Raw genomic sequence first — 8,805 nt, forward strand, 5'->3', positions numbered from 1 at the left:
CCGGAGCGCTCTCATGATCAATAAACTGATCCGCCTGGCGATGGCGAACCGGCTGATGGTGCTCGTGGTCGTCGCCGCGCTCGCCGTGGCCGGGGCGCTGTCCTGGCGCGCATTACCCCTGGACGCGTTTCCCGACGCCACGCCGCCGCTGGTACAGGTCTATACCGCCAGTCCCGGACTGTCGCCGGTGGATGTGGAAACGCTGATTTCTTATCCGATCGAAATCAGCATGTATGGCCTGCCGCAACTCGAGCGCGTGCAGTCCACCTCGATTTTCGGCCTGTCGCGGGTCGATATCTATTTCGAGGACGGTACCGATATCTACTTCGCGCGCCGGCTGGTCAACGAGCGGCTGGCCGACGCCCGGCGCGAGATGCCGGAAGGGCTGGGCGAACCCCAGCTCGGCCCGCTGACCACCGGGCTCGGACGTATTCTGATGTATTCGGTGGAGAACGAGGCGGGTGGCGATCATTCGCTCACCGAGCTGCGCACCGCGCAGGACTGGATCGTCAAACCGCAGCTACGCACGGTCGACGGCGTGACCGGCGTGCTCTCGATCGGCGGCTTCGAAAAGCAGTACCAGGTCGCGCTCGACATGGCCGCGCTGACCGCGCGCAGCCTTACCCCGGCGGACGTGCGCGATGCCCTACGGCGCAACAACCGCAACGTGGGCGCGTCCTATATCGAACGCGGCGGGGAAGAGGCAATCATCCGCGGGTATGGCTGGGTTTCGCCCGGCGATGCGGGGCTCGAAAACCTGCGTCAAACCCGAGTCACGACCACGGACAGCGGCACGCCGGTCACCTTGGGCGACGTGGCGAGCGTCGACTACGGCCGCGGGATCCGGCGTGGCGCAGAGCTTGCCAACGGCGAGGAATCGGTGGCCGGTTACGTGCTCAAGCTCATTGGCGCCGACACCCAGCGCGTGCTCGAGGACGTGAACGCGAAGCTGGCCGAGATCAACGACTCTCTCCCCGAGGGCATGACGACGTCCGTGTATTACTCACAGGCCGAACTCGTCGACAAGGCCACAGGCACGGTAATCGAGGCGCTGTCGATCGGTGCCGTGCTGGTACTGGTGTTGCTGTATCTGTTTCTCGGCAACCTGCGCTCTACGCTGATCGTAATTTCCAGCGTGCCCTTGTCACTGCTAATCGCGTTCGTGGCCATGCGCGCGGCCGGGCTGTCGGCCAATCTCATGAGCCTGGGCGGGCTGGCGATCGGTATCGGCATGATGGTCGACGGCTCGGTGGTGATGATCGAGAACATCTTTCGTCATTTCGAAAGCGACTCCGTAGACGACCGGCCGATGGCCGCGCGTATCGGCGCGGCCGCACAGGAAGTCGGGCGCCCCATCGTGTTCGCGGTGGCGATCGTGATCATCGTGTTCATCCCGTTGTTCTCGCTCGAGGGCGCCGAGGGCAAGCTGTTCTCGCCCATGGCCTACACGATCAGCTTTGCGCTGGCCGGCGCGCTGGCGCTATCGCTCACGCTCGTGCCGGTACTTGCGCTGTTGTCCTTCAAGCGGGCCGAGATCGTGAGCGAACCCAGGCTGGTGGCCTGGCTCAAGGCCGGCTATCGGCCGTTGCGCGATGCCGTGCTGCGCGCGCCGGCGGTAGTGTTCGGCGTGACGCTCGCATTGTTTGCGGCGAGCCTCGCCGTGTTTCCACAGCTGGGTACCGAGTTTCTGCCCACGCTGCGCGAGGGCACGTTCATGGTCCGCTCGACGCTGCCGCCGGGGGCGAGTCTCGACTCGGCGATTGGCTACGGCAAGCGGATCCAGAATACGGTCACCGAGTTCGACGACGTCACCGGCGCCTATTCGCGCGTGGGCCGGGCCGAGGTGGGCGGCGACCCGGAGCCGGTCAACGTGGTCGCGACCACGATCAATCTCAAACCGCTCGCCGACTGGACATCCGGCTATTCCTACGAAGGGCTGCAGAATGCGATGAGCCAGCGCCTCGGCGAGACGGTGCCGGGGCTGGCCAACAACTTCTCGCAGCCGATCCAGCTGCGCACCGACGAACTGCTCTCCGGCGTACAGGCCCAGCTTGTGGTGAGCATCTTCGGCGACGATCTCGACCGGCTGTCGGAGCTCGGCGGCGAGGTCGCCGGGCTCGCACGCAACACCGAAGGTGCCGTCGACGTGCGTGTACAGCAGCAGGGCGGCAAACAACAGGTCGTGATCCACCCCGATCGCGGGGCGCTGGCGCGCTACGGGCTCAGCGTCGATGCGGTATTACAGACCGTGTCGCTCGGCGTCGGCGGCGAGGCGGTGGGCCAGGTGTTCGACGGGGTGCGTCGTTTCGATATCTTCATGCGCCTGCAGGCCGATCAGCGTGAACGCGTGGCGAATCTGCGCGAGCTGTCGTTGCGCACGCCCGACGGAGCGCTCGTGCCGCTGTCACGGGTGGCCGATATCGAGGTCTATACCGGCCCGAAGAAGATATCGCGCTCGAACGCCAGTCGGCGGCTCTACGTACAGATGAACGTACGCGGGCGCGACATGGGTGGCGTGGTCGACGATCTGCGGGTGGCGATCGATCGCCAGATCGACATGCCGGCCGGCTATTTCGTGGACTTCGGCGGCCAGTTCGAGAATCAGCAGCGCGCGATGCAGCGGCTGTATCTGGTCGTGCCGGTCACTCTCGGGCTGATCTTCATCCTGCTCTACAGCGCGTTCGCAAGCCTGCGCTATGCCGCGCTGATATTCCTGAACGTGCCGTTCGCGGTGATCGGCGGCATCTTCACGCTCTGGCTGTCGGGGTTGTATCTGTCCGTGCCGGCCGCGGTGGGCTTCATCGCCGTTTTCGGCGTGGCGGTCCAGAACGGCGTGGTGCTGGTGGCCTATATCAACCAGCTGCGAGAGCAGGGCATGGCCATGGACGAGGCCGTGCGCACCGGCGCCGAACATCGCCTGCGGCCGGTGTTGATGACCGCGCTCACCGCCATACTCGGGCTCATTCCGCTGCTGCTGGCCGACGGCATCGGCTCCAACGTGCAGCGACCGCTGGCCGCGGTCGTGATCGGCGGGCTGGTGACTTCGACGCTGCTCACGCTGTTGGTGCTGCCGAGCGTCTATCGCTGGTTTGCGCACCCGGCGGGAGAGACATCATGACGATGCATCGGCGTAGAGTCGGCCGCTACGGCGCGAACTCGCGTCACCGGCCGTGGTCCCGGCCTTGTCTTTCCAGGGAACAGGCAACACATCCTGGTTCCGAACACCTCGAGCCCGCGAGGCCTGGTCACCATGCTCGAAACGCTGATCGCCCTGATCGCAGTCCTGCCGGTCATCTGGGCGCATTACCTGGTTCGCCGGCACACTCGATACCCGTTGACCACGCACGCGCTTCTCATCGTGCCGGGGCTGCTTTTCGGCGGCGTGTGTGCGTTCTATGCACGCACCGACCCGGCCGGCGCCCACGGGCTCGCTGCGTTCTCTGCCGGTTTCGGTGCGGTGCATCTGCCGGGCGCGGTCGTGCTGTCGATCAAGCACGCGCGCGCGCGGGGCCACTGAGGCGCCGCGTTGGACGGACTGCCGGTCGAGGGCGAGTCCTACCGGCAGCCGCAGCGCCTCAGGCGCGCGCGTGCTGCAGCCGCGCCCGGCGCAGCGCCAGATACTGGCAGCCAAGGATGAAGACCGCCGCGGCCACTACCGCCGTTTGCAAGCCCTCGGCCGTGAACGCGGTCGCGAGACCGCCCAGACCGAGCGCCAGGGCGACCAGTGTGATCACCCAGGACGAGAAACCGAACTGCCGAACGTTGAACAGCATGGCTGTCTCCTGAAGAAACCGAATATGCTTTGAAAAGAGGGGCCACCGGAACGCCACGATGCGTCGACCCGGTAATTATACGGAGGGATATGGGGCGTTCGCGGCTGATATCAACGCGCCGCGGCCGCATTTCCCGCCCGATCCGGGCGGTTTGCGGGCGGTCCGATCGGGCGGCCACGAGTCGCCGGCCGCGCAAGCCTGTACTTGATCATGCACAAAGCGCAGCCGGAGCCGATATGCAGGATCGTTCGACGGGTTGGCGCGTCTGGACGCCGCGACTCGGCCCGGGTTTCGCGCTGATGCGCGAGTCACTTTTCCTGCTTGCCCAAGAAAGTTAACCGAAAGAAGGGCACCCGACACAGCGCCGGCGATGCCGGTTGACGCCGGCGCGCCGCGGCGACGGGTTTACAGCGAAAACGCACGTCGCGTTGGCGACGCTCGAACAGGCGGCCCCGCACCGGCGCGCTGCGCCGGACACCCGTCGCCCCGACGCGTCGGTGTCGCTGCGTAGACGGGACTTGAATGCAGAAACGATAGTAGGGCCCGGCTGACGATCGCGCATGACCAAGAGCCTGCGTGAGGCCACGCAGCGATGACTCCGGACTGCCGCATTGACGTCGCATCACGGTTTCGAGATGGCCGCACGACACGCCGCGTGGCCCGCGCTCGTGACGGCCGGGTTTTCGGTCGTCCACCACAGCGCAAGCGCTCCGATCGGGACACGACGACCATCGCAATGGCACCGCGCAACCGCGCCGTCAGGCCCAGGCGGCTGTGCTTGCCGTCACGCACACGCTGGGGCCGCGAGCGCGCGCATCCGTGGCCACGCGCGCATCCGTGGCCACCGGAACACCGCGAGCTGCCGGCCGAGCGGCCCAAGCAGATCATCGTCCGATGATGGTTTATGATTCGCTCCCCGCGCATGAAGACAGCTGGTGAGAGGGCTCCCGCGGCGATGTTCGGTCCACAGATTGCGCCCCTAGCGACGCCGGGCCCGGGGCCCGAGGCGGCGACCGTGGGCAGGGGTCCCGCGACGCGTCCGATCGGGTGCGACGAGGTCGCGTCATGAGCCCAACGCCGCGCATGCACCGGACGATCATGCTCGCGCTGGGCAGCGTGGGCGTCGGCGTGGTGGTGCTTGCGCTGAAGTATCTCGCGTACTGGATCACCGGCAGCGTGGCGCTGTACTCCGACGCCCTGGAGAGCGTGATCAACATCGTGGCCGCGGGCGCCGCGGTGGTGGCGCTGCGCGTGAGCGCGATGCCGGCCGACGACAATCATCCCTTCGGGCACTCCAAGGCCGAGTATTTCTCTTCGGTCATCGAGGGCGTGCTGATCGTGATCGCGGCCCTGGCGATCCTGCGCGAGGCCTACCACACGCTGGGGGCGCCGCAGCCGCTCCAGGCGCCGGCCGAGGGTCTGGCTCTCAATGCGCTGGCGACGCTGATCAACGGCATCTGGTCCTGGGTGCTGATCCGGGAGGGGCGCAGGCTGCGCTCGCTGGCCCTGGTCGCCGACGGCAAGCATCTGCTGACCGATGTCGTGACTTCGCTGGGCGTGTTCGCGGGGGTCGTGCTGGTCGGTCTGACCGGCTGGTTGATCCTCGATCCGCTGCTGGCGGCGCTGGTCGCGCTCAATATCCTCTGGTCGGGCTGGAAGCTCGTGCGCGAGTCCGTCGGCGGCCTGATGGACGAATCGGTGCCGCAGGAGGAGCTCGACCGAATACGCGCGGTGATCTTCGAGCACGCTCAGGGGGCCTATCAGGCGCACGACCTGCGGACCCGGCATGCCGGCCGGCGCACGTTCATCGAGTTCCATCTGGTCGTGGCCGGGCAGATGCCGGTCCGCGACGCCCACGCGATCTGTGATCGACTCGAGGCCGCGCTGCACGAGACCGTGGCCAACAGCACGGTGACGATCCACGTCGAGCCCGAGGACAAGGCCAAGGTCTCCGACGTCTACGTGCCTTGAAGGCGCGGGGCATCCACGCGTTGACAAGGCGCCGAAGCGCGACCTCCGATCGTGTCGTCGCGCGAGCGGGCAGGGCCTTGAGGCCATATCCGCGCAACACCGTCCGGGCCCGTTCGGCCGCGGGACCGCCGGCTCGTGATCGGCCGACGCGACGCCGCGATTCAGCTTTGCAGCACCGGTGGCGCGTGCGGCGTCCTTCGATGTTGCACCGGAACCGGCCGCCGGGCGGCAGCGGGGTCGGCCGGTTTTCGTTGCGCCGCGACTTGTAAAACGCGCGGCCAGCGCAATCTAGCCCGGTACGAATGTACCGGCGACCCGCGCGTCGCCGCGCCCGCGGCGCCAGTGTTCGTATCGCCGTATCCACTCTTCTGCCACGTGCCCGCTGCATGGTCGATACTCCGCCGACAGCCAGTTCCGGTGCGCTGCGCCGTCAGCTCTTCGCCCAGACCTGGCCGATGGCGATCGGCGTGCTCTCACTGCTGGGTTTCCAGCTCGTGGATTCGGCGTTCGTCGCGCGGCTCGGTACGGAACCGCTGGCGGCGCAGTCGTTCACCTTTCCGCTGACGTTTCTCATGATCGGCGTGCAGGTGGGGCTGGGCATCGCCATGGCGGCGACGATCTCGCGCGCTATGGGCGCCGGCGACGACGATCGCGCAAAGCGCCTGGCCAGTCTCGTGCTGATCGGCGGCAGCGCCATCATGGCCGCACTCGCGGTCGGCCTCTGGCTGTTCCAGGCGCCGCTGTTCCGGATGCTGGGCGCCGACGGCGAGATGCTGGGGCGCATCCGCGCGTACTGGGCCCCGCAGCTGGCGGCGAACTGGCTCGGCGGGGTGGTCTATTTCGGCTACACGCTGTTTCGTGCCCATAACAACACCCGCCTGCCGGGCACGTTGATGGTGCTGACGAGCCTGTGCAACCTGGTGCTCGACCCGCTGCTCATATTCGGTGTCGGCGGCTGGGGCGGTTTCGGCCTGCCGGGGGCGGCAATCGCGACGATACTCGCCTTCGCCGTGGCCCTGGTCCTCCTCGTCTGGCGCGTGTCGCGCCAAGACTGGCTGAGCGGGCACGACCTGATCGGCGAGGCGAAGATCTCCACGCCGAGCTTTTTGAGCATCGCCGGCCCGGCCATGCTCAGTCAGCTGATGCCGCCATTGTCGGCCATGGTCGCGACCGGGCTGATCGCCCGACTCGGGGATTCGGCGGTGGCGGCCTGGGGCCTGGCGAGCCGTCTCGAAACCGTGTCGCTCATGGTGGTGCTGGCACTGACGATGTCCCTGCCGCCATGGCTCGGGCATTGCTACGGCGCCGGCAACTGGCCGCGGATCCGCGCGCTCATGCGGGTGGCGACCCAGGCGGTCGTCGTCTGGCAGCTTCTGCTCGGGATCACGATGTGCCTGCTCGCCCCCTGGATCGCCCAGGCGCTGACCGGCAATCCGGAGGTTCGGCAGGGTCTGGCGTGGCTGATCCGCTTCATGCTGCCGAGCTACGCGCTGCTCGGCCTGTGCATGCTGGTGGTATCCGCGGGCAACGCGCTGGGATGGCCGCTGCGCGCGCTGATGATCTCGTTCGCGCGTCTGTTCGTGTGCTATCTGCCGTGCATCGCACTCGGCGTCCGGGCGGATTCGATGGTGACCGTCGGCATCGGCGCGGCGATCGGCAATCTGCTCGCCGGCGCGCTCGCCTGTGTCGTGTTCTACCGCAGTCTACAGGGCGTGCCGGCCACAGGCTCGACCGATGCGGACCGAATCCGCGCCGAGTCATAGGTGCCGCCTATGACCTCATCCTGAAATTCCATGAATACCTGAAAACCCAGCATACACAACACATTTTGGCTTCCAGGGACGCTTTGCGAGCATTTTGTTGCAGTGCAGCGCTTGCAAAGACACAGACCAGTGTCATATTCATCACTCGACTTTAGTGGTATTGACATTTTCCGTCTCAAAGGGAGTTCGACATGATCAAATTGTTCGACCGCACTCAGCTCGCCGTCGCCGCCATCGCGCTTTCCGCCGTCGCCGCACCGGCGCTCGCGGGACAGGGCAACGCCGCCGAGACGATGGTTCCGGCCTCCAGCTCGCAGGCCAGCATGCTGCGTGACGTCTCCGACAGTTCGACGTCCGACGACGCCGAGCCCGGTCACGCCGACGTGCCGGCGACGCGCAGCCAGATGCAGGTTCTGGAGCATGGGCAGGACAACGGCAATCTCCGGCGCGCCGTGGCACAGAAGTAGGTTCCGCTTTCGGCCATCGGCCGATGGCCGTCGCCAAGACCCGGCTCAGGCCGGGTCTTTTTTGTCCGCAATTATGCGGATTGCACGGCAGCCGGCCGAAACGTGATAGTCATAGGCTTCGAGCGCGGCGGGAGCGATCGCGCTCGTGAGGCATCGTTCGATATAAACGACAAAGAGGAGACAATGATGAGCGATATCCGAATACTGAAACGCGGGCTGCTCAACGCCGCCCTGGTGGGCGGGCTGCTCGCGCTGGCAATGGCCGTGCCGGCCATCGCCGCGGATCAGGCCAAAGAGGGCGACGACACCACCATGCCGGCGACCGAACATCAGAGTGAGAGTCTGGAAAACGTGCCGGACGACGCCGACAGCCGGGATACGCAGGAATCCGGCGAGACGACCGGCGACATGCCGACGACCGAGTCGCAGCAGGAACATCTGGAAGAGAAAGACAACATGTCCAGCGACGACGGCGAGTCGGATTCCGATCAGAAGCAGTAACTCCGGACGCCCGTCTACGGTCGATCCGATCCGAATGTCCGGCCCCCGGCCGGACATTTTTTTGTGCGTATCGCGTGCTGACCCACCGTGCATTTAGTCTCGCTGCCGATGCACGATTCGATTCAAGATCGCCGGAACGACAGTTGCGGCCGCGCGGGCCTGCCGCGCCGCCACGCGATTCGACTGCGTCACTACTGGCGCAGCCTCGGCTGGGCGCACCATGACAGCATCGATATCGAACTGCTGGCCCGGGGCCTCATTCGGGAAATCGCCGACCCGCGGGCGGCGAGCCGTTTTCTGCTCACCGAAGCGGGCCGCGCCGCGCCCGCC

At 66.6% G+C, this 8,805-nt stretch carries 7 protein-coding genes and 1 pseudogene; 7 read left to right on the forward strand and 1 reads right to left on the reverse strand.

From position 1 onward, the window contains the following. The first annotated feature begins 13 nt into the window (after positions 1-13). Positions 14-3,118 carry an efflux RND transporter permease subunit gene (locus tag SAHL_RS12675; protein ID WP_123591783.1) on the forward strand — a complete coding sequence of 1,035 codons (3,105 nt, stop codon included), beginning with the start codon at positions 14-16 and terminating at the stop codon, positions 3,116-3,118. Between the two features lie 132 nt (positions 3,119-3,250). Continuing rightward, a complete protein-coding gene (locus SAHL_RS12680; RefSeq protein WP_123591784.1) occupies positions 3,251-3,517 on the forward strand; it encodes a hypothetical protein in 267 nt (88 codons plus the stop codon). 58 nt (positions 3,518-3,575) lie between these two features. Here the strand turns inward: SAHL_RS12680 and SAHL_RS12685 are convergent, their stop codons facing one another. Beyond that, positions 3,576-3,773: a hypothetical protein gene (locus tag SAHL_RS12685; protein WP_123591785.1), complete on the reverse strand. Its 198-nt coding sequence runs from the start codon at positions 3,771-3,773 to the stop codon at positions 3,576-3,578. A 1,083-nt stretch (positions 3,774-4,856) separates the two neighbouring features. On the opposite strand from SAHL_RS12685, the gene SAHL_RS12690 reads away from it, so the two are divergent. The 5 genes and pseudogenes from SAHL_RS12690 to SAHL_RS12710 all read left to right on the forward strand — a co-directional run. Then, positions 4,857-5,744, forward strand: a complete 888-nt coding sequence (locus tag SAHL_RS12690; RefSeq protein ID WP_123591786.1) for a cation diffusion facilitator family transporter — start codon at positions 4,857-4,859, stop codon at positions 5,742-5,744. A gap of 386 nt (positions 5,745-6,130) precedes the next feature. Further along, positions 6,131-7,507, forward strand: a complete 1,377-nt coding sequence (locus SAHL_RS12695; RefSeq protein ID WP_123591787.1) for an MATE family efflux transporter — start codon at positions 6,131-6,133, stop codon at positions 7,505-7,507. Positions 7,508-7,698: 191 nt separating this feature from the next. Beyond that, a complete protein-coding gene (locus SAHL_RS12700) occupies positions 7,699-7,974 on the forward strand; it encodes a hypothetical protein (RefSeq protein WP_123591788.1) in 276 nt (91 codons plus the stop codon). Between the two features lie 186 nt (positions 7,975-8,160). Further along, entirely contained in the window at positions 8,161-8,475 is a 315-nt protein-coding gene (locus tag SAHL_RS12705) for a hypothetical protein (RefSeq protein ID WP_148045567.1), read from the forward strand. 108 nt (positions 8,476-8,583) lie between these two features. After that, positions 8,584-8,805, forward strand: a pseudogene (locus SAHL_RS12710) (hypothetical protein); the annotation flags it as partial.

Source organism: Salinisphaera orenii subsp. halophila YIM 95161, from assembly GCF_003732545.1.
Classification (GTDB): Bacteria; Pseudomonadota; Gammaproteobacteria; order Nevskiales; family Salinisphaeraceae; genus Salinisphaera; species Salinisphaera orenii_A.